Here is a 20,644-nt window from a genome sequence, read left to right as displayed (position 1 = left end):
AATACAGTACCCTCCTGCACAATCTATTGTGCAGCACTTTTAGAAATTTTTCCAATGCCTTAAGTTTTCTCTCATCGAAAGAACTTAAGGCATTTTTTTTGTGATAAAATCAAATCGATTGTCACTGCTTTTCATTTTTATTTTGTCTTCTTTATTATACTTGAATATTTTCTAACAATCTCTCCTTTGCTTCTAACTTTCAACAACAGATGAATGTTAAATCTTTTGATGAATTAGTATTTAGAAACCTTTATCAAGACTAATTCTAAATAATTGTTTATTTTTGCGCCCATTAAATAAACACCTTATTTTAAATTTATGCACCATTTTTTACGTTGTTTTCTGGTAATGATTGTACTGGCAAACCTAAATACTGCTTACGCCCAAACTACGGGTACAATTTATGGTCAGATAAAACTTGTTGACGGACAACCATTTGCCTCTGCTTCGGTTTCTATTACAGAACTAAACAAATCTACTCTTACAGATGAAGAAGGAAATTATAGTTTTAAAAACATTCCACCTGCAAACTATCGTATCATGATACAGGTTTTGGGTTCTGCAGAAAAAATTATTGAAGTCACTGTAGTTTCAGGACAAATTACAACAGCAGATTACCAATTGCCTAAAGAAAACGTTATGGCATTGCAAGAAGTTACTGTTTCAGGAAATGTAAATAGGTTTTCTAAAAAAGAAAGTAAATATGTCGCTCGTTTACCTCTTAAAAATCTGGAAAACCCACAGGTCTACAATACTGTATCAAAAGAACTTATACAAGAACAATCTGTTGTTGACCTTGGAAGCGTCTCTAAGAATGTACCTGGTGCCGGTATCCCGATGATTGCCAATCAGGGACGTGTAACTTTTCGTTCCCGCGGTTTTGAGACAGAACCAAATGCACGAAATGGTGTAGCCGGACAAGCTTTTTCTTCTATCGACCCTGTTAATCTGGAGCGTGTTGAAGCTATCAAAGGTCCCTCGGCAACATTGTTTGGAGCAAGTGTCGCAAGCAGTTATGGCGGAGTTTATAATCGTGTGACCAAAAAACCTTATAACGATTTTGGCGGCGAAATAGCCTATGTTGGCGGAAGTTACAACTTTAATCGTCTTACAGTAGATGTTAATACTCCTGTAAACGAAGACAAAACAGCTTTATTCCGACTAAACGGAGCCACAACGCAACAAAAAAGCTTTCAGGATCTTGGCTTCTCAAAAAACATCAGTATAGCACCAAGTTTCTCTTATCAGATTACTGACAAGTTATCACTTTTGCTTGATGTTGAATTTGGTCAGGAAGAAGGAACATCTGTTGTACGTTTTAATCCGTATAACAAAAGCAATACAACAAGATCTATTGTAGATATCGCTTTTCCTTACAAAAGGACTTTTATGAGTAATGACCTGGTTTACAACACTCAGATGTTGAATATATTTGGACAAATTAATTATAAAATATCCGAAGAATGGACGTCTCAGACTATTTTCTCAAGAGCACGTTCTACGATCGATGGTAACATCACCGCAATAAACGCTTTGAGCGATACCACTGCCCGTGTTCAGGTTATATCAGGAAACACAAACTTTATTGCTACTGATATTCAACAGAATTTTATTGGTGATTTTAAAATAGGAAGATTTAGAAACCGTATGGTTGTGGGCTTAGATTATTATAACAATTATAATGATTTTGACCGACTTACAATCACTACAGATGCTTTTGATTTCATAAATCCACCCGCAAACTCTGGCGCAAACTTACAAACCGTAAATTCTCTTGCACAAGCAGGAAAAGGAGTATTACGCAAGGAGAAAAACAGGGACAATACATATGCTGCTTATGTATCTGATGTTTTTAATATCACAGATCGCTTATTGACTATGGTAAGTTTACGTGTAGATCGTTACGAATATCTTGGTGTTTATAATATTGCAACAGGTGTAACCGCTGGCGGAATTGGCGCTAATGGTACATCAGCAGGACCTTATAACCAAACTTCGCTATCGCAAAAACTTGGTGCTGTTTACGAATTAAGCAAAGACCATTTGTCATTGTTTACGAATTATATGAATGGTTTTCTTAACAAAAGCGGACAAGCGCTTGATGGTACGGCGTTTAAACCGGAGCATGCCAATCAGTTGGAATTTGGTGTAAAAGGTGACGTATTTAACCATCGTCTTGTGGGAACACTTAGTTATTATGACATACAAGTGGCTAACTCATTAAGACCGGATCCAACAGATACAAATTATTCGATACAAGACGGAACGCAACAAAGCCGTGGTTTTGAAGCTGAATTTACCGCAAATCCTTTCTCAGGTTTCAATGTGGTAGCGGGATATGCTTATAATGATAGTAAGTATACAAAAGCTGACCCAACTGTCAATGGCTTACGCCCTGCTCTTTCTGGTCCGGCAACTACAGTAAATTTCTGGTTGAGTTATCGTATTCCTGAAGGTAAGTATCAAGGTTTAGGCGCTGGTTTTGGTGGTAATTATGGTACTATGTCCTATGTTATCAATACTCAAACTACTAAAGTTACTATTCCTGAATATACGATGCTTGATGCTGCTTTATACTATGATCAGCCTAAATACAGAATAAGCTTGAAAGTAAATAACCTAACTAGTGAAAAAGCCTGGAACGTGAGACTTACTCCTCAAATGCCTGCTCAATTTTTAGGTAGTTTTGCACTGAGATTTTAAAACCTTTTATTTAAGAGCAAAACGGTATCAGATCAAAAATAATAAAAAGAGAATGTCTTTATGAAAAACAAATCTTTAACCCAATTTTATATCACATTTTGCTTGTGCCTGCTTTCTTCTGTTCCTGCAATGGCAAGCGCTTACTGGATCAATGTAAAAGGTTCCGGCAAGATAAATGAGCCTGTAAACATCGAATTATGTTATGGCAGTATGGATGAATTTGGGGTGAGACGCAGAGATGCAGGTAAAGAACTTGAACTGACAGGTGATTTTCAGATTAGGATTGTTGATCCAAAAGGCAACCAGCAACTACTTGAACTTATTATGCAAAAGGATCATTGGCTGGCTGTTTTCACACCTAAAAGCGAAGGTCAGTACAGGATTCTAGGAATAAATGACAAACATCCTGTAATTGATCGCTCTGCATCAAAAGGCGAAAATGTTCTCCCTATTGATTATATAGCATCAGTTTATAATGTTGGTACTTTGATTGAAACCAACAACAATTCTTTGCAGACACTTGATATCATAACTATTGTCGAGGAAAAAAAAGTAACGCTTAAAGCTTTTTTTCAAGGTAAAGCGTCAAAAGCAGGAACTAAACTTCGTGTTTTTAATCCTGAAAACTGGGAAAAAGAAATTGTGCTTGATAAAAATGGTGAAGCCGTATTTTATACTACGATGAAAGGTTTGTATATCATTCGACAAGATTGGATCGAACCCGTTTCAGGTGAATACAAACAAGTGAAATTTAATAGTAAACGCCACCGCTGCAATTACTATTTATTAGGACAATAGAAGTACTTTATAATACAAAAAAGCCATTCTGATAATTATTCGGAATGGCTTTTTTTTAGCATTTTGTGGCACTATAAAAGATTTTACGGCAAAATGTGTCAAGATTTAGGCAAAGTTTATAAGATTCCTAAAAAGCAACAGATTCCAGAAATTCAATAACTTCCCCATTCGGGCTATAAACCAGACTATTGCTAACGGTTACCGTTTTTATTTGATCTCTTAATTCTAACGTTTCTTTGGGAGACAAAGGTTTTGCACCATTTTCTATCGCTTCATCGTATGCTTTTTTGGCATCTCGAACTGTAAAACAAATATGCAAAAGAGAATTTTCGACATAAGGATCTCCTTGTTTTCTTTTGCGTCCCTGTGTAGGGAAATCAGCATTGCTGTCGCATATTTCGATATGGCAGTCAAATGCTTTATTCTTGAGCATTACACACTTTTCTAAATTAAATTCCGGTAAACTCCAACCATGCACCGCTTCAAAATTAAGTGTTTCGTAGAATTGTACTGTTTTTTCAAAATCCTGTGCCTTAATGGCAAAATGATGAAATCCTATTATGTTATTATTCATTATGATTACTTTTGTGATACAAATATAGTTTCTAATGGCTGTGACATGGCCACCTTACAAAATTGTTAGCGATGCGAAAAGAAAGTTCAACCAACTTTGAAAATCAACAAACTCTTACTGATTTCTGCAATGCTTCTAAAACCCTACTGCTTATTTCAGGGCGATGGAAGCTTTCTTTACTTTTTTGCTTATTGGAACATGATTCCAGAACATTTTCTGATTTTAAACAACTTCTGCCGTCTATAAGCGATCGAATGCTGGCACTTCATCTCAAACAATTAACGAATGATTTTTTGATCATTAAAGAGAAAAAACATGAATCAGTCTGTTATTCATTAACTAAAAAAGGAAGATCGCTTGAAGATATTCTATCTGGTCTGGCGCAATGGCAAATTAATTAATCGCATCAAGGAAACAGAATGGGCAAACACGAATTTCACGAATTTGAACTAATTCGTTTGTGAAATTAATTACACAAACTTGGCTACATCATTAAAAATTAGTGCAAATTCGTGAATCTAAACTGAAGCCGAACAGACGAAGTGGTTCGTGTTTATTATAAACCAAACCTATTCTAACCAAAACCATTCCTTTACATCCCTCTCGATACTTGATTCTGTTACAATACTTTCGTATTCGTTTGTAGCGCTATTGTGCTCGTAATCTCCCTGCCAGTTTTTATAATTTGAAACTACTTGTTGTATCGCATCACAAATAAACAGAAGTTCTTCATTAGTCATGATAGGATGCAACGACAAACGCACCCATCCCGGTTTATTACTCTGATTTTTTTGCAAAAGCTCTTCTGTTATAACATTAGATTCCGCTTCGTCAATATCAAACAAATAATGGGCATATGTACTTGCACACGACCAACCACCACGAACATGAATTCCGAAACGATCGTTCAGAAGTCGGACAATTAAATTATAATGAATATCCTTAATTATAAAAGAAACGCAACCAATTCGATCTGTTTCAAGATCTCCTAAAATAGATAAACCCGGAATTTTTTTAAACTCTGAATAACACAGGTCCAGCAATTCTTTTTCTCTTTTTCTGATGTTTTCAATTGCCATCTGATCTTTCAATTTCAGGGATAAAGCTGTTCTTATTACTTGCAAGAAACCCGGAGTTCCGCCATCTTCCTTTACTTCAATTGATTCACTATAAGAATAACTACCCCAAGGATTTGTGTATTTTACATTTCCTCCACCCGGATTGTCCGGAACATCGCTTTTGTACAAATTTTCATTAAAGACCAAAACACCGCAACTTCCGGGTCCGCCTAAAAATTTATGCGGAGAAAAGAAAATAGCATCCAATCGTTCTTCAGGATCTTCCGGATGCATATCGATTTGTACATATGGTGCAGATGCAGCGAAATCAACAAAGCAAAATCCATTGTTCTGATGCATAATTTTAGCCAGTTTATGATAAGGCGAAATAATTCCCGTAACATTTGAACAAGCCGAAAACGAACCAATTTTCAATGTTCTGTCTTTGTATTTTTCAAGTAATTCAGAAAGCTTTTTCGGATTTACTAAATTGTTTTCATCAGGCGGTAAAACTACCACATCGGCATTGGTTTCGTACCAGGAAACCTGATTCGAGTGATGCTCCATATGAGTGATAAAAACTACCGGTTTATCAATATTATCAAACTGAGCTTTAGATTTATTATCAGCAGCACGCAATCCTATATAACGCTGTAATTTTGATAAAGCAGCCGTCATTCCTGTTCCTGTGGTTACTAAAACATCTGATTCATTGGCATTGACATGTTTTTTAATCACTTGTCTGGCATGATTATAAGCATAAGTCGATGCTTTGCCTGTTTCGCTTGAAAAAGAATGTGTATTCGCAATCATTGGGCCTATTTTATTGAGCATAATATCCTCAATAGGCAGATATAATCTTCCGCTTGCGACCCAATCAGCATATAACAGTTTTTGTTCTCCGTATGCCGATTCGAATGTATGATTTACTCCAATTGTATTTCCTCTAAACTTAGAAAAATAGTATTCTAATTGACTTGGTTTCGTTTTCTTTTCAACTGCATTCATTTCCTTATCTTTAATTATTTCTTTAATTCCTCATTTTCTTTTCTTAATTTACTATGTCGTTTTCCGTATAAAAAATAGAACACGATACCTATTGCCATCCAGATAAACAATCGTTCCCAACTTTCAAGAGGAAGTCCCGTCATTAGGAATACACATACTCCAATACCTAAAATGGGTACAAAAGGCACGAACGGGACTCTAAATCCCCTTTTTATCTCAGGACTTGTTTTTCTCAGAATAATGATCCCCAATGCAACAAGCGAAAAAGCAAATAATGTTCCGATACTTACCATATGTCCTAAATCTGAAATGGGTACAAATCCGGCCAGAATACTCACAAATACCATAAAGAAAAGGTTGCTTTTCCATGGGGTTTTAAACTTGCTGTGTATATCGCTGAAAAAAGAAGGCAAAAGTCCGTCTTTAGACATGCTGTAAAAAACTCTGGATTGCCCCATTAACATCACAAGAATTACAGAAGTATAACCTGCCAAAATCGCAATAATCAGCGCACTATTCAGAAAATGATACCCTGTTACAGCAAAAGCTGTTGCAGCGGGACTGGCATCTCCTATAAAAGTTTTATACGAAACCATTCCGGTCATCACGTAAGAGAATGCAACATACAAAACGGTAGCAACCAGAAGTGATCCTATGATCCCGATTGGCATATCTTTCTGAGGATTCTTAGATTCCTGAGCTGCTGTCGAAACGGCATCAAAACCTATAAAACCAAAGAAAACTACTGCGGCTCCCCTAACAATTCCTGACCATCCAAAATGTCCAAATTCTCCCGTGTTTTCAGGTATAAACGGATGATAGTTTTCGTCCTGAATAAAAGACCAGCCTAAAACAATAAAAAGAACAATTACGCTCAGTTTTAGCAATACCAATAAATTATTCATTGTAGCAGATTCCTTTGTTCCTTTTGCAAGCACAAGCGAAAGCAACGCCACAATAACTATTGCAGGCAAATTGACGATACCTCCCGCTAAAGTTGATCCGTCAGCGAGCTTTACCGGATCAAATGGAGAACTTGTTAATTCCGGAGGTAAATTGATATGAAGCTGTGCCAGTAATTTTGTGGCATAACTCGACCAGCTTACCGCAACCGTAGCAGAAGCAAGCGCATATTCAAGAACTAAATCCCAACCGATGATCCAGGCCATAAATTCTCCCATTGTGGCGTAAGTATACGTATAAGCTGAGCCTGCAACAGGAATCATCGAAGCATATTCGGCATAACATAAAGCACAAAAAGCGCAGGCAACAGCGGCCAGAATAAACGACAGAATAACCGCAGGTCCAGCATTTTCTGCCGCTACAATTCCTGTAAGAGAAAATATTCCCGCTCCAACTATTGCACCTATTCCAAGTGCGACAAGATTTATTGGGCCAAGGGAACGTTTTAGTCCAGCTCCTTCACTTTGCTCATTCTCAGAGACTAATCTTTCTATTGATTTTTTGAATAACATAATTTTATTTTTGAATATAAACGATTCATTTAACTGATAAGAACATTTTTTCCAGGCACATAGAAACATAGCTTTTGAACCTTAAGAAGGTATTTCACTTTTTATAATTCACATAGCCAATTGCGCCGGAAAATCAGAACAAAGTTACGGAGGGGCGCCATATTTATAGCCAATTGACCCAATAAACCAACATAAATCTCCAACGTGGCGACATATTTATAGCCAAAACGACATATTTATAGTCAATTAACTTAAAACACCAACGCAAAGCCCCAGCGGAGCGACATAACGTTTTTTATTTATAACTAAATAAGACATCAGATGGGTTTTCTTAAATAATTTTCTATAAACATGTTGTCCGACTGGTACTTAAAAAATAAATACATTCAATGCGTATCTTGTTTACTCATTTTTACTAATAATTGAATCTTTCAAAGAATTCAAAAGTTCGAAGCAGTTGATCTATTCTTTGTCGGTTATCACCACTTCTGGTAATTTCATGGCTTGCGCCGGGTTGTCTTACATATTCGACAGGTTTACCAAGCACTTTCAGGCTTTTGTAAAGCATCTGGCTTTGCGAAACTCCTGTACGATTATCATTATCACCATGAATGATTAAAAACGGAATGTTGATATTTTCTACGTAATTAATTGGGGATTCACGTTCCAGAATTGCTTTTGTTTTTTCTTCCCACGGATATCCTCCAAAATATCTTGGAATCATGCGCCAAACATTGGCTTCTCCAAAGAAAGTCCCAAAATCATAAACACCACGCTGACTTGAAGCAGCTTTAAATCGTTGATCGTGACTGATAATCCATGTGGTTAAATAACCGGCATAAGATCCTCCTGTAATAAACAATCTGCTGGTATCTGCCCATCCCTGTGCAACCGTTTTATCTAATGCTATCAATACATCGCTGGCTGGTCCTGTACCCCAATCGTTGATGTTAGATCTCAGGAATTTTTCGCCATAACCTGATGATCCTCTCGGATTACTATAGACTACACCATATCCCTGAGCACAGAAAAACTGATATTCCAACCACATACTACCATCGCCAGGACCAAACATTGAAGCGGGTCCACCATGAATTTCAGTTAGTAACGGATATTTTTTTCCTTGTTCAAAATTGATGGGTTTCATAATCCAGTATTCTACTTCAAGACCTTTATCGTTTATAAAAGTGCCTTTTTCAGGAAAGCTGATTTCTTTATTTTTAAGCCAGAATGTATTAAAATCAGAGACTAATCTTGGTGCTTTCAACTTGAGATCAGACACATATAATTCAGATGGATTTTTGACATCTGTTTTAGCGAAAGCCACTACTCCATTATTAACATCATAATCTGTTATTCCCTGATCGACAGAACTCAATATTTCTGGTTTAAGTGTGTTTAGAGAAACGTTTACGAGAACATATCCTCCGTTACTTGACGAGATGAAATAAAGCTGTTTCTCGTCTTTAGAAAACCTTACATTGGTATTATTTCGATCGTAATCAATTACTTTAGTTTTGGCTGAAAGATTTTCTAAGTTGAAAATTTTTAGTACCGGAACAGACAAATTATTAATGGTACTTTCCTGATACGCCAATTGTTTTCCCGAAGGAGAAACCGCTAAAAGCTGAAACACCAAATTTTCTGCGCCCAGCAACTCCGTTACATTTGTTCCGTCAGTATTAATCGTGTAAATTTTAGTTTCTAAAATTCTGTCGGGATGTCTTTTTTCATTAAGATTTCCGTTGAAAGCAATTTTGGTATTGCTTACGAAATAAGGATTTGTGTACGAGTAAAACCCTTTTGAAATGGCGTATTCTTTGACTCCGGGTTTGGCATCTATAATGAAGACATAAGAAAACCTCAGTTCGCTGGTAAGTCCGGTTTCAGTTTGAAACTGTAACTTATCTATTACTTTTGCCTTTTTATCTTTTTCGTTAATTTCAAGATAAGCCCTAATCGCTTCAAGGTTTCCGTTAGGATCTGCTTTTATTTTGTTTACTTTCAGGTTTTCGTTCGCAGCAAAACCGGGTTTTTCGAAACTCCAGATTGGCAATTCTTTTTTAGGATTTAAAACCGAATCCTTAACTAATTCGTTGATTAGAATTGAGGCAGTAAACAAAAGCTGCTTACCATCCGGACTCCATTTTGGGTTTGATGCGCCGTATTTTGAATCGGTTAACTGAACGGCTTCTCCACCTTCATCTACCTTTAAAAGAAATACTTGCGATTTTCCTTTTACATTTCTCGTAAAGGCAATCTGTTTTCCGTCAGGGCTAAAAACAGGAGAACCCGATCCTTCTTTTCCGAAAGTTAGTTGTCTTGGTGCACTTTTATCTAAAGTTTTTGCTAACCAAAGTTGCGTATCGTAATCATAATCCAATGAATTTTCAGCATTTTTGATGATGCTTTTTACCGTAAATACGGCTGTTTTTCCATCTTTCGTTAATTCTACATCTCCAACTGTTTTGATTTTTAGAAGATCAGTAACCTGAATGGGCTCTTTTTTTTGCTGACTGAAACAACAGACAGAAGCAATCAGCGCTAAAACAATGTAAATTCTATTTTTGATTTTGTTCATCTCTATATAATTATAAAATTATTTGACAGTTGCCAATATTAGTTTCATAAATTCTTCTCCGGAAACTTCTCCTTTCTTTTTGATAAAATCCTTTGGTGTATTGTCTCCAATTTCAAATACCAATGCTTCTGTTTTATAGGTTTCAAACAAATAACTGAACAAGGTAAAAGTTGGAGGTTTGAAATACAAAGGTTTTACGTGAGGCGTATAACCCGGAATTCCATCTTTGACTTTATTTAGCCAGTTGGGTACAAAACCGGGAATATTTCCTTTTAAATTTGGATCAACTGTATAATAAATATCATCATGAGTAGAGTGAAAATCAATTGAAAACAATAGCTTATTTGAATCTTTGATTTCACGTTTCAAAAAATCACGAACTGCTCGGGTTTCGGGTTGATTGAATTCATTATAATCCCTGTTTAAATCGATTCCTCCCGAATTATGCCTCCAAAACCCTCCATCAACTCCGTCAGGATTTAATAACGGAATAACATATACCTGAAATTTGCTCCTGAATTTTTTTGCCAGCGGAGTATCTGCTGTTAACGATGCAACAAAAGCTTCCAGCGCATAATGTCCTGTAACTTCCGGTGGATGATTGCGTCCCGAAATCAGGATTTTATTTTTGGAAGAAGAATTTCCGATACTAAACACAGGTATTTTTCGACCTTCAGCAGTTAATCCGATAGACGTTTCTGCAGTATTATTTTTATTTTTTAATGTCGAAATCCATTCGTTTATATCTTTAGAGGTTTTAAGTTCCTGCGCAGCGATCCAAGTGGTGTCTTTGCTTACATTAACTTTTAAAACATAATTAGAATCTTTTTCTGTTTTTACAAAAGTTCCGTTTTCAGAAGCGATCCATTTTTTTCCATCTCCGCTGATTTTCGCATTATAGCGATGTTTTACATTGGGCGGATAATCAAATCTTATTTTAATTTCCTTATTAGTTTTAGACCAAACTTTAAAAGCATACCAAGGACTTCCGTTAATGGGCGTATTTTCAGGCGTAATCAAAACGCTGAACGTTGTATCATCAATTTTGACTACTCCGTTTAATCGCGCTCCGGTAAAATCATTTCCGAAAAAAACCTCATCACCCGTTTTATCAAAAACTCCTTTCCATTGTTTCTCAACCGGACGTGTTACGGTCGAAACCGCCGTAATAGGATCTTGCCCCTTAAAGCCGCCTTTGACTTGTGCATTCGCTGAAATAGCTAGTAACACAGCAGCTGAAAAAAATAATTTCGTTTTCATTTTTCTTGTTGTTTTGTATTTATTTTGAAATAGAGACTATGACTGTTTTGTATTTTAATATTTTCCGCATAATTATTTTAACACATAGAAACATAGCTTTTCTTTGTTTGTAAAGGCTTTTATTTAAAGCCACATCGCTATTTGTGAAAAACTACCAAGCTATGTTTGTCATTTCGACGGAGGAGACTCAAGCGATAGAGAACAGGCGAAGCAAATCACACTCGCTGATCGACAAAGACTTGTTCCTTTCTTTGTGGAGTTTCTCGTGTGATCCCTCGTTCCTCGGGATGACAAGATTGTGTTTTTGTCATTTCGACGGAGGAGAAATCACACTCGCTGATCGACAAAGATTTGTTCTTTTCTTTGTGGAGTTTCTAGTGTGATCCCTCGTTCCTCGGGATCACAAGATTGTGTTTTTGTCATTTCGACGGAGGAGACTCAAGCGATAGCGAACAGGCGAAGCAAATCACACTCTCTGATCAACAAAGATTTGTTCTTTCCTTTGCTGAGTTTCTCGTGTGATCCCTCGTTCCTCGGGATGACAAACTGTACGGTTACTTTATGAACAATCCTTTCCCTCTATACTCTTTGCTCTATACTCTATATTCTATATTCTTTTCCACTTTCCACTCTCCCAAACTAATTATTCTGATTCAAAAGTGATTTAAGAGTCGATTGTAATTCTTCTCCACGAAGATTTCTGGCTACGATTATTCCTTTAGAATCTACTAAATAGTTTGCAGGAATGGCTCTCACGCCATATAATTTGGCGATTTCGCTATTCCAGTAAATTAATTCTGAAACTTGTAACCAGTCTAAGTGATCGTCTTTAATCCCTTTGATCCAGTTTTCTTTCTTTTTATCCAGAGAGATTCCGATGATGTTAAATCCTTTATCGTGATATTCTTTATAGGCTGCTACGATATTCGGGTTTTCTTTTCGGCATGGCGCACACCACGAAGCCCAAAAATCAACTAACGTATATCCTTTTAGATTTTCTGAAAAACGAACTGATTTTCCATCAGGATCTTTAGACGTAAAATCCGGTGCTTTTTTTCCGACTTGTAATCCGTTTAGCACGGTTACCAATTCCTTTAATTCTTTTACGTAAGTAGAATTTTGCTGACTTTTATCTAATAGTGCAATATTCTGTAAAATTTGCTCCGGAGTCAATCGGTACGACCAGTTTCTATATAATACATAAGCTGAAACTATAGAGCTGGGATGTTCTGTGATAAATTTACTTATATCAACATTTTGTGTTTTCTTGTACACATCGAACAAATCCTGAGATGCGGAGCCTGATACAACTGAATTGCTGTAATATTTGGCAGGACTCAATTTTACGGTGATCGGTGCTTTTTCAAGGAATATATAAAGTGGGGTATTCGCTGTATTAACGCTTAATCCGTACAATTCAGGAAGTTTTACTTTTGTTTTAAAACTAAAATTTCCATTAACCACTTTTACTGAGTCTATAGTGGTAAACATCTTGTTATGGAATTTCTGCAAGTAAACATATTGGGCGACAGTATCTACAACTGTTCCTTTTAGCTGCACATTGGCTTCTTGTGCCTGAGTCGCTGTTGCTCCAAGGCAAAGCGTAAGAAATAATAGTATTTTTTTCATTTTATTTGAGTTTAAGTAAAACTTTGTCAAAGTTTTGAACTTTGACAAAGCCCACGGTTGATTATTATGAATGATTTTTTTAATATAATTTATTGGTTGCCAACTCTGTATTTGCCGGCGGAAATATATAATTAGCATCAGAAGGTGTTACTGCGGGAGTTTGTAATTTACTGTCGCCTTTGGCAGGAAGTGTCTGCAGATTTCTTAGCAAATCCGGTCCACGGAAACCTTCTCCCAATAATTCGATTCTTCGTTCTTTCAAGATGGCATTAATTAACTGGTTTGGATCTGAAAGTACTGTGGGAGCAAAAGCATACGAAGCATCTGAACGCTGGTGAACCGCTTTAAGGAGATTAGCCGAAAGGGCCAGGTTTCCGGTTTTTTCAGCAGCTTCGGCGTAATTCAATAATACTTCAGAATATCTAATTACTGGAATATAATCCAGGAATGGCGATGGTTTTGCGTACTTTTTAAAATATTGTTTTCCTGAAACTGTTCTGGTTAAGTCGCGGCGTTTATCAGTTGTTCTCCATTGCGCATCTCCCAAAATACCTGTTGGATTTAGATAATACTCTAAATTGGTATTGTAGATGTAAGCGATGGAAGATTGCCCTGTATAGGAATCTAAAGAACTCATCGGAATACTGAAAATAGATTCGACCGTTGCATAATTCGAAGAAAATAAAACCGTAATATCCGGCTGTAAAGTGTGTTTTACATCACTTGCAGTAGTAGAAAATGGTGCTTGTGCCTGAGGGGCTAATTTTACAGCTTCTTCAATTACTTTTGTCCAGTTGTTCATGGTCAGATATACTCTTGTTTTTAGGGCAATTGCGGTACTTACGTGTGCTCTGGTGGTATTAAGATCTGCCGTTGCATAACTTTGCGGCAATGCAGCTTCAGCTTCATCTAAGTCTTTCAATATCTGCTTGTAAATTTCTGCAACAGAACTTCTTGCGAGATTATTATTGGCTGCTCCTGTTTCTGCTTTTAAACGAAGCGGAACTCCTTTTGAGGCTCCGGCATCTTTATTATAAGGCTGTCCGTAGCTGATGATCAGACTGTAATAAGAAAGCGCACGAACCAATTTGGCCTCGCCAATGTATTGCTTTGCTTTTTCTTCTGTAATTACACCTTGGTTTATCGCCAGTCCTTCAATCAAAATATTAGCATTATTAATTGCTGAATAAGCTGATCCCCAAAGGTTATTAATATCATTTGAACCTGAACTGTATGAGTTATTCCAGCTTTCGTATCCTGTAAAGTTGTTGGCTGTAATATTGATAAAATCTTCTCCGCGCTGATCCTGATACAAAAGGAAACGTCCTCCGTATAAACTGGCGCCTTTAAAAGCTTTATAAATTCCGTTTACCAAACCTTCAATTCTTGCCGGAGTTTTAAAAATATCCTTATCAGAAACGGTTGTTTCCGGTGCTATGTTCAGGTCTTCGTTATTTTCACAAGAAGTAAAAGCAATCCCTGAAAGCAGTAATAAGGCAACAACTAGTTTTTTATATAATTTAAAATATGTTTTCATTTTGTTTTTTATTAATGATTAAAACCCGACGTTAAGACCAAATGTGAACGTTCTTCCCTGCCCTACAGAATTTTTCTCGACTCCCATAGAAGTTGTTGATGCTCCGTTTGAGGAGGTTTCCGGATCTGATCCCGTATAAGAAGTAATCAGGAAAAGATTGGTTGCCTGCGCATAAACCCTGATAGAAGATAATTGTGCTTTTTCAAGGATTTTTTTGGGAAGTGAAAAACCAACCGCCAATTGCTGTAATCTTAAGAAATCTGCTTTTTCGGCATTCTCAGAAATTGCAAAACCACTTGAACCATTCGAAATAACGTCGTTATAAACTAATTTAGGAATATCAGTTACCTGCCCCGGAGTTGTCCAACGGTTCAGAACATCCGTAGAGTTGTTGTAAAAACGCTGGTCTAAAAGTGTTCCTCTGGTATTATTCATTACTTTATTACCTCCTGAATACGTGAAACCAACCGTAAAGTCAAATGCTTTGTATTGAAATACATTTGTTAAACCTCCGTACCAAACCGGTAATGCATTACCCAAAACTTGATAATCTGCAACTGTAATGGCCGCCGCAGTTCTTCCGTCTAAATACGTCCAGTTGCTTTGCCCTGATGGCACTGCGGCACTGTATTGTACTTTTTCTCCATTTTTATTGATGAAAATTCTGCGCCCGTTGTCCGGATTTACGCCTCCGCTTACTGCTCCGTAAAGACTTCCGGCAGAATATCCTACTCTGGTAATATTATTGGCTTCTGTAGTTACCTGCGTGTAACCAATAATGTCTGTGTTTCCTTCGGCAAGTGCTGTAACTTCATTCTTTACGTGTGTGTAATTGAAGGACGCTTTCCATTGAAAATCTTCCGTATTTGCAATTGTCGCGGTAAGTCCAAGTTCGATTCCTCTGTTGTACATTGATCCAACGTTAGAAAGAATGGCGTCTCCGGGAATTCCTTTTGAAGGTGATTGAGGAGTACTTAAGATCAATCCGTTTACATTATTATTGAAATAATCAGCGGTAAATTGCAATCTGTCTTTAAAAAATCCTGCTTCAAGTCCAATGTTGGTCTGATCGCTGGTTTCCCAACCCAGATTCTCATTTCCTGCCTGAGAAATTGCCCAGGTCGATGCTGATCCATAAATGGATGCGCCGTAAAGATTTTGTGAAGCATACGCTGATGAAAGGTTTCCGTTACCTACTCTTCCCCAGCTTCCTTTTAGTTTAAGTGAACTTACATAATCTGTAATTTGACTGTCTTTAAAAAAAGATTCTTCACTTATGGACCATCCGGCAGAGATACCTCCAAAATTTCCGTATTTATTATTTAAACCTAAAGCTGAATTTCCGTCTTTTCTGAAATTTCCTGTAATGAAATATTTTCCACCATAATCATACGATAATCTAAAAAAAGAGGAAAGAAAAAGTCTTTCTGACAAGCTGTTTCCGGAAGACCTGATTGTTCCCCATGTTCCCTGATAGTATTCAAAGAAAGGATCAGAAACGTTGGTTTGATTGGCTCCCCACGAAGAGTTTTCATATTTCTGAACATCATATCCTGCCAATGCTGCAATGTGATGTTTGGCTCCAAAACGCCTGTCGAAAGTAAAACTGTTGGTAAAATTGTAATTGTTTCTTAGTGCAGCAATATTAGTTGCAGAACCACCTGTAGAAAATGCAGAAGATCCAAGATTAGGACTTAAATAGGTAATATTCTCGGCTCTTAATCTGTCGATTCCGTAATTACTGTCGAATTTAAATCCGTCGAAAAAGGTAATCGTAGCATGAATATTCCCTACCATATGATCGTTTGAACTGGTATATTTACTGTTTTCAAACAAGGCGCCGGGATGCCATAATGTATTGGTAAATAAGTTATTTCCCGAACTTGCAGTTCCTGTCGAACTTAAATTATAAGAACCATCAGCATTATAAGCTGCAACGTTTGGAGGCAATACCAATGCAAGACGTGCTGCACCAATCAATAACAAACCGCTGCTGCTTAATGATCCTGTATTTTGAGCCTGATTGAAAGTATTGTTATACGATAGATTTCCTCCCAGTTTCAACCAGCTGTTTACATCGTGATCGATATTAAACCTTGCTCCTTTTCTTTCGAACTCATTATCTTTTGTAATTCCTTCCTGTTTAGAATAATTGGTAGAGAAAAAATACCTTGTTTTGTCTGTTCCGCCGGAAATACTTAGGTTATGATTTTGAGAAACCGCGTCGCGATATACCTGATCCTTCCATTTTGTATTGACACGTGTACCATCTGCGTTGAAAGACGGAAAGAAAAGTGCTGAGGCTACAGCAGGATTATTTTCATTTCCGCTTAATATTTTGCTATTCAGTACGGCTTCATTTTTAATGTCTTCGTATTGTGTATTGTTTAAAAGGTCAGGTAATCTGGTGGCTCTTGTAATCCCTACCCAGGCATCATAATTTACTTTAGCTTTTCCTGCTTTTCCTTTTTTAGTAGTTACTAAGATTACTCCACCAGCTGCACGTGAGCCATAAATTGAGGTAGACGCTGCATCTTTCAAAATATCTATCGATTCAATATCTGATGGATTAATATCGGATAACGGATTATTGGCTACTGAATTTGTTGTAGAAACATCACCGGAATTAACCGGTATCCCGTCAATAACAATTAATGGAGAAGTACTTAACGAAATTGAATTTACCCCTCGAATTCTAATTACCGGAGGATCGTTTAATACCCCACTTGGCGTAGAAACATTTACTCCGGAAGCTTTACCAATAAGTGCCTGCTCAAAACTTTGCACGGGAATGTCCTTAATTGTTTTCGAGGTTATTCTTGCGGCTGATCCTGTAAATTCTTTTTTACTTTGAGTTCCGTAACCTACGACTAAAACTTCTTTTAAAGCAGTATTAGAGGGATTAAGCCGAATGTTGCTAAAGGATGAACCGGCTCTTTTTTCGAGTGTTTCATAACCAACATAATTGATAGAAACTGTATTGTCTTGTGGCGTTATCGAAAGAGAAAATTTTCCGTTTCCGTCACTAATAGTAGATTTACCACTTTCTGTGGCAATGATTGTAACTCCGGGTAACGGTTCTCCGGTATCAGAACCTCTGACGGTACCACTGATCGTTCGGTCCTGTGCGTGTAACACACTGGGAAGTATGCTAAACAAAAAAATTAAGCTGAGTAAGATTTTTTTCATTTTGGTTGGGTTAATTAAAAATTGGACATAGAAATTCCCGGACCACTCTTAGAATGGCCTATCATTTTATTGATAAAAAACAGGAGATTGGTTAATTAAAAGCTAAGTGTATTGCATTCGGAAAACGTGGACATGGTTCTCCTCTTTCGAAAATTCAGGTTGTTCTGATTGGGCGTGTAATATTAGTTGCGTTTTCATTCTAAAAAATAAATGACTTTAATAATAATGATCTTACTCAGATTTTCTAAAGAAATCTTTCTTATCTGTCCACCGCAGCGGAAGGATTTAGCACCTTATTGAGTAACAGGTTGCTAAGACATCATCGGGCCTAATCCCTCAGTCTTTCTGGATAAGTTCACGTAGATTTTTTCTACTCTGCAAATATATATATAAATTCTATGTAATTAGTAGAGTTTAAATTTATTTTTTAGAAAACAGAACTTAATAAGCAGTAAAATTAGTTGCAATCTCCCTTTATACAGTTAAAAATAAATGCTCTTAAAAAACAAATAAAACACACAAAATCAAAACATTACAACACTACAATACGTTATTTTTTTTTACAGATACATACTTTTGTAGCTTTATATATTTTTTTATTTAATTTTTAAAAGCTGAATTCAAAGCAAAAAAAAGATTACAAAAATTTACTTTTCGCTAATAATTTCATCCGGTAATACCACGTTATTTCTTAATAAAGCCATATCTAAAAGTCGTCTAAAGAAGAAATAAAACGATATTAAAAACTGCTTTTCTTGTTATGCACTTCTACCCTTTTGTCATATTAACAAATTTTTTTTTTTCTTTAAGTACTACAAAATGTAATTATACAAATAGAGAAAGCGAAAGAAATCCTGTTTTTTATTTACTTTTTTAAGGCATACCCTAAAAAAATGCATCGCGTAAAAGCAATACATTAAAAAAATTTACCATAGCAGTATTATTTTTTGACATACATTCTGAGAATACATTTACCGGTTTATAATGCATAACTTAAAAATAAATCCACAATGCAGAAAAATTCATTTTTTATATTTCTATTCTTATGCTGTTCTCTGGCATGGTCTCAAACAAAATTGGCTGATAGCACAGCAACGACACCTAAACCAAAGGTCAAAAATATTGATTTCAATATAATGCCTTACCTTAATTACAACAGAACTCTGGAATTTATGTTTGGTGCGATCCCAATGATGATGTACAAGGTGAACAAAGCAGATACAATTTCGCCTAAATCGTTATCCGGTATTTCTGCCGTTTATAGTACCAACAAATCTTATTTTATTGCCTCTTTTAATAAATGGTACATTAAGGAAGATAGCTGGAGGGCACAACTTTTTTTCGCAACAGGCAATCAAAACGCACAATTTTATGTAGATGATATCGACGTACCTGATTTTTACGATTATGGAACTAAAGCGTCGATGGTAAACTTTATCCTGCAGCGTAAGGTTATAAAATCCTTATACGCCGGTATTGGTTATGCGTATGCGCATTATGACACAAAATATGAAGATGACATAAAACCCTCTTCTGTGACTCACACAAATGGCCTGCAATTTAATTTGATGTATGATACCCGTGATGCTGTTTATTATCCTACCAAAGGTGATAAAATAAAGCTGCGATGGCTTACGTATCCGGAATGGTTTGGCAATGATGTGAATGCCAATAAAATTCTTTCTGAGTACAATACGTATTTCCCAATGCGACACGGAACAGATGTACTGGCCGCAAGATTTTCAGGTAAATTTGGCTTAGGAAATATTGCTTTCGAACAACAGGTTACGATTGGTAATGAAGATATCAGGGGATATTCTGAAGGGAAATATCGTGGCGACGGACTTATGGCGATACAAGGCGAATACCGATATAATTTTAATAAAAAAATGGGATTGGTTGGATTTGCAGGAGTAGCGACAATTTACGGTTCTGACACATCAAGTTTTAACTGGGGTTTATATCCCGGAGCTGGTGTAGGATATCGCTACAGGGCTTTTAAAACCGAAAAATTCAATATAGGATTAGATGCCGCAGTAGGAAAAGGAGATTGGGGACTTTATTTCCGTATTGGAGAAGCTTTTTAAGGGGAAATAATTTTAAAAATTTTACCAAATACTTGTTTGTCTTAAAAAGTGCTTCCGTAAACATTACCAATAAGAGATAATCCCTCAGGATTTACATATTGGTAACAAAACACCTACCAGATAAAACTATCCTCTTTATTCTATAATCTTTATTCTATCCTCTTTATTCTTTCCTCTTTATTCTATAATCTTTATTCTATTCTCCATTCTCTACTTCCTATTTCTCAACCATTTATCTACAGGTTCTAAAACAGTATTCACAGTTGTTACTAAAAAAGTACAAATCAAAGCTTCAATAAAATAACCTGATGCAGCAATACAGCCAATTGCGGCACTGCACCATATTGTGGCGGCAGAATTTAGGCCGTGTAAATTGGGTCCTTCTCTAAAAATAACTCCCGCTCCCAGAAAACCAACTCCCATAACTACTTGGGCCGTAATACGTGTAACATCTATATTGGGTTCTGTTGCGGCAACTTTTATAGACAATAATACAAAAGTAGCTGCTCCTGTTGCTACCAGCATATTGGTTTTTAATCCGGCTTCTTTATGATGCCATTGTCTCTCAAAACCTATAATTAAGCCTGCGAATAAAGCGATTATAAGTCGGGTAAAAAATTCTGTTGTACTCAAAATTATTGTTTTATATTATTAAATATTCTTATTCCCTTTTTTTAATAAAGAAATACAAATTGTTGTTGGTAATCATTTTAACACATAGAAACATAGCTTTTAGAATCCTGTA

At 36.4% G+C, this 20,644-nt stretch carries 13 protein-coding genes and 1 riboswitch; of the genes, 4 read left to right on the top strand and 9 right to left on the bottom strand.

The features are described from left to right. Positions 1 to 318: 318 nt before the first annotated feature. A complete protein-coding gene (locus ACQKCJ_RS14195) occupies positions 319 to 2,703 on the top strand; it encodes a TonB-dependent receptor domain-containing protein (RefSeq protein WP_427402254.1) in 2,385 nt (794 codons plus the stop codon). A 60-nt stretch (positions 2,704 to 2,763) separates the two neighbouring features. Beyond that, positions 2,764 to 3,501, top strand: coding sequence for a hypothetical protein (locus tag ACQKCJ_RS14190; protein WP_271336120.1), 738 nt, complete (start codon positions 2,764 to 2,766; stop codon positions 3,499 to 3,501). A gap of 127 nt (positions 3,502 to 3,628) precedes the next feature. Here ACQKCJ_RS14190 and ACQKCJ_RS14185 read toward each other — a convergent pair whose 3' ends face one another. Further along, positions 3,629 to 4,075: a VOC family protein gene (locus ACQKCJ_RS14185; protein WP_427402253.1), complete on the bottom strand. Its 447-nt coding sequence runs from the start codon at positions 4,073 to 4,075 to the stop codon at positions 3,629 to 3,631. A 71-nt stretch (positions 4,076 to 4,146) separates the two neighbouring features. Between ACQKCJ_RS14185 and ACQKCJ_RS14180 the strand changes: the two genes are divergently transcribed. Beyond that, the gene (locus ACQKCJ_RS14180; protein WP_271336117.1) at positions 4,147 to 4,476 is read left to right on the top strand and encodes a winged helix-turn-helix transcriptional regulator; all 330 of its coding nucleotides are present in this window, start codon (positions 4,147 to 4,149) and stop codon (positions 4,474 to 4,476) included. A 168-nt stretch (positions 4,477 to 4,644) separates the two neighbouring features. Here ACQKCJ_RS14180 and ACQKCJ_RS14175 read toward each other — a convergent pair whose 3' ends face one another. The 7 genes from ACQKCJ_RS14175 to ACQKCJ_RS14145 all read right to left on the bottom strand — a co-directional run bounded on the left by ACQKCJ_RS14175 (position 4,645) and on the right by ACQKCJ_RS14145 (position 17,812). Continuing rightward, the gene (locus ACQKCJ_RS14175; protein WP_427402252.1) at positions 4,645 to 6,141 is read right to left on the bottom strand and encodes an aminotransferase class V-fold PLP-dependent enzyme; all 1,497 of its coding nucleotides are present in this window, start codon (positions 6,139 to 6,141) and stop codon (positions 4,645 to 4,647) included. Between the two features lie 14 nt (positions 6,142 to 6,155). Beyond that, a complete protein-coding gene (locus tag ACQKCJ_RS14170; RefSeq protein ID WP_271336115.1) occupies positions 6,156 to 7,616 on the bottom strand; it encodes an amino acid permease in 1,461 nt (486 codons plus the stop codon). 415 nt (positions 7,617 to 8,031) lie between these two features. Continuing rightward, positions 8,032 to 10,197 carry a S9 family peptidase gene (locus tag ACQKCJ_RS14165; RefSeq protein ID WP_427402251.1) on the bottom strand — a complete coding sequence of 722 codons (2,166 nt, stop codon included), beginning with the start codon at positions 10,195 to 10,197 and terminating at the stop codon, positions 8,032 to 8,034. A gap of 18 nt (positions 10,198 to 10,215) precedes the next feature. Continuing rightward, positions 10,216 to 11,457 carry a M14 family metallopeptidase gene (locus tag ACQKCJ_RS14160; RefSeq protein WP_271336113.1) on the bottom strand — a complete coding sequence of 414 codons (1,242 nt, stop codon included), beginning with the start codon at positions 11,455 to 11,457 and terminating at the stop codon, positions 10,216 to 10,218. A gap of 639 nt (positions 11,458 to 12,096) precedes the next feature. Further along, positions 12,097 to 13,086, bottom strand: coding sequence for a redoxin domain-containing protein (locus tag ACQKCJ_RS14155; RefSeq protein ID WP_427402250.1), 990 nt, complete (start codon positions 13,084 to 13,086; stop codon positions 12,097 to 12,099). A 79-nt stretch (positions 13,087 to 13,165) separates the two neighbouring features. Next, entirely contained in the window at positions 13,166 to 14,623 is a 1,458-nt protein-coding gene (locus tag ACQKCJ_RS14150; RefSeq protein WP_427402249.1) for a RagB/SusD family nutrient uptake outer membrane protein, read from the bottom strand. Between the two features lie 18 nt (positions 14,624 to 14,641). Then, positions 14,642 to 17,812, bottom strand: a complete 3,171-nt coding sequence (locus tag ACQKCJ_RS14145) for a SusC/RagA family TonB-linked outer membrane protein (RefSeq protein ID WP_271336110.1) — start codon at positions 17,810 to 17,812, stop codon at positions 14,642 to 14,644. A 256-nt stretch (positions 17,813 to 18,068) separates the two neighbouring features. Further along, positions 18,069 to 18,168, bottom strand: a riboswitch (SAM riboswitch). 654 nt (positions 18,169 to 18,822) lie between these two features. Between ACQKCJ_RS14145 and ACQKCJ_RS14140 the strand changes: the two genes are divergently transcribed. Then, the gene (locus ACQKCJ_RS14140; RefSeq protein WP_427402248.1) at positions 18,823 to 19,899 is read left to right on the top strand and encodes a BamA/TamA family outer membrane protein; all 1,077 of its coding nucleotides are present in this window, start codon (positions 18,823 to 18,825) and stop codon (positions 19,897 to 19,899) included. Positions 19,900 to 20,109: 210 nt separating this feature from the next. Here ACQKCJ_RS14140 and ACQKCJ_RS14135 read toward each other — a convergent pair whose 3' ends face one another. After that, positions 20,110 to 20,532: an MgtC/SapB family protein gene (locus tag ACQKCJ_RS14135; protein ID WP_427402247.1), complete on the bottom strand. Its 423-nt coding sequence runs from the start codon at positions 20,530 to 20,532 to the stop codon at positions 20,110 to 20,112. Positions 20,533 to 20,644 lie beyond the last annotated feature (112 nt).

Origin of the sequence: Flavobacterium sp. NPDC079362 (assembly GCF_050267765.1) — a bacterium.
GTDB classification, from domain to species: Bacteria; Bacteroidota; Bacteroidia; order Flavobacteriales; family Flavobacteriaceae; genus Flavobacterium; species Flavobacterium azizsancarii.
Note: the sequence above shows the minus strand (reverse complement) of the source record. Positions and strands in the feature narration are given on the sequence as shown.